Source organism: Salipiger sp. (assembly GCF_059781815.1).
Window position 1 is genome coordinate 1 of the sequence record NZ_JBYNAH010000386.1, and the last position, 2186, is coordinate 2186.

A 2186-nucleotide genomic window follows, 5' to 3' on the forward strand; every position below is an offset into this window, starting at 1 on the left:
GACAGAGACCGAGCTGGCCGAGATGATCAGAGCCGCGAGCGGCCCGCTGAGAGTGCGCGGCGGCGGCACACGTTCGGTGGGGCGCAGCGCCGGGGAGGCGCTGGAGACCGGCGGGCTGTCGGGCATCGTGCTGCACGAGCCGGGCGCGCTGACGCTGGTGGCGAAGGCGGGCACGCCGCTGGCCGAGATCGAGGCGGCGCTCGAGGCCGAGGGCCAGCGGCTGGCCTTCGAGCCGATGGATCATCGCGGGCTCTTGGGCACGCAGGGCACGCCGACGATCGGCGGCGTGGCGGCGGCGAATGTCTCGGGGCCGCGCCGGGTGCAGGCCGGGGCCTGCCGGGATTTCATGCTGGGCGTGCGCTTCGTCGACGGCACGGGCCGGGTGGTGAGCAATGGCGGCCGGGTGATGAAGAACGTCACCGGCTACGACCTCGTCAAGCTGATGGCGGGGAGCTGGGGCACGCTGGGCGTAATGACGGAGATCGCCTTCAAGGTGCTGCCGAAACCGGCGGCGACGGCGACGCTGGTGATGGCCGGACTGAGCCCGGAGGAGGCGATGCCGGTGCTGTCGCAGGCGCTGGGATCGCCGTTCGACGTGAGCGGGGCGGCGCATCTGCCCCAGGGGCCCGAGGGCGGGCCGCTGACGCTGGTGCGAATCGAGGGCTTTGCCGACTCGGTGGCCTATCGCAGCGGGCGGCTCTCGGAGCTTTTCGCGCGCCACCACCCGCAGGTCGAGACCGATGCAGAGCGCTCGGCAGCGCTGTGGAAGGCGGTGCGCGATGTCGAGCCGTTTCACGGGAAGCCGGGCGATGTCTGGCGGATCTCCTGCACGCCGTCGGAGGCGCCGGAGCTGGCGGCGCGGCTGGGCGCGGAGGCGCTGGTCTTCGACTGGGGCGGCGGGCTGATCTGGGCGCTGCTGCCCAAGGGCAGCGACGCGCGGAACCTGCTCGGCAGCGGCTTCCGCGGCCATGCCACGGCGGTGCGCGCTGGCGGCGATGTGCCGACCTTCCAGCCCGAGCCGGCGCCGGTGGCGGCGCTGAGCGCCGGGCTCCGGGCGCGTTTCGACCCGAAGGGCCTTCTGAACCCCGGGCTGATGGCATGAGCGCCGCCACCTTCATCGCCTTCGCGCTGTGCTTTGTCGCGGGACCGCTGCTCTATGCGCTGCTTCTGCGGCTGGGCGGTGGCCTCACGCCACTGCTTGCGCTGGCCCTGGCGGTGGTGGCGAGCGCGCTTCTGGCGCTGGTGCTGCAACCCAACGCTCCGGCACCCTCGCTGGCGTTGCTCTGGCTGTCGTGGGTGCTGGCGGTGGCGATGGTCGCGCTTGTCTTGCGCCGCCCCATGACCGCCCCCGCCCCGCGCCGCGCCGTCGCGATCCTTGGCCTCTGCGCCACTCCCCTTCCCTGGTTCGGGCTTGCCACCGCCCGGCTGATGACCTCCTGAGAGCCCCATGCAGACCCATTTCACCGACCAGCAGCTTCAAGACCCCGGCACCCAGCGCGCCAACGAGATTCTGCGCGCCTGCGTGCATTGCGGCTTCTGCACCGCCACTTGCCCGACCTACCAGGTGCTGGGTGACGAGCTCGACAGCCCGCGCGGCCGGATCTACCTGATCAAGGACATGCTCGAGAACGAGCGGGTGCCGGACGAAAAGACCGTCAAGCACGTGGATCGCTGCCTGAGCTGCCTCGCCTGCATGACCACCTGCCCGTCGGGAGTGCATTACATGCACCTCGTCGATCACGCCCGCGCCTATATCGAGCAGAACTACAAACGCCCCTGGAGCGACCGCGCGCTGCGCTGGCTGCTGGCGCGGATCATCCCCTACCCGACGCGCTTTCGCGCCGCGCTCGTGGGCGCCAAGATCGGCCGGCCCTTCGCCCGGCTGATGCCCGACCCGCGCCTGCGCGCCATGCTCGAGATGGCGCCAAAGTCGATCCCGCCGGTGAGCCGCAACGACGACCCGCAGAGCTTTGCCCCCAAGGCGCCGCGCGCCAAGCGGGTGGCGCTGATGACCGGCTGCGCGCAGAAGGCGCTCAACACCGATATCAACGATGCCACCATCCGGCTGCTCACCCGGCTGGGCTGCGAGGTGGTGGTGGCCAAGGGCGCGGGCTGCTGCGGGGCGCTGACCCATCACATGGGCAAGACCCGCGCAAGCCACGCCACCGCGGCGAAAAACATCCGCG

Annotated in this window: 3 protein-coding genes; all 3 read left to right on the top strand. The window is 71.4% G+C overall.

What is annotated here, in order from left to right; genetic code table 11:
- A partial coding sequence (locus AC6RA4_RS25010; RefSeq protein ID WP_500164956.1) for an FAD-binding protein occupies window positions 1-1102 on the top strand: 1102 nt, incomplete at its 5' end.
- Window positions 1099-1440: a hypothetical protein gene (locus tag AC6RA4_RS25015; protein WP_500164957.1), complete on the top strand. Its 342-nt coding sequence runs from the start codon at window positions 1099-1101 to the stop codon at window positions 1438-1440. The genes AC6RA4_RS25010 and AC6RA4_RS25015, both read left to right, overlap by 4 nt.
- 7 nt (window positions 1441-1447) lie before the next feature.
- A partial coding sequence (locus AC6RA4_RS25020) for a 4Fe-4S dicluster domain-containing protein (protein ID WP_500164959.1) occupies window positions 1448-2186 on the top strand: 739 nt, incomplete at its 3' end.

Bases quoted from the DNA above. Each gene is read 5' to 3' on its own strand.
- AC6RA4_RS25015 (WP_500164957.1), top strand. From the start codon at position 1,099: ATGAGCGCCGCCACCTTCATCGCCTTCGCGCTGTGCTTTGTCGCGGGA.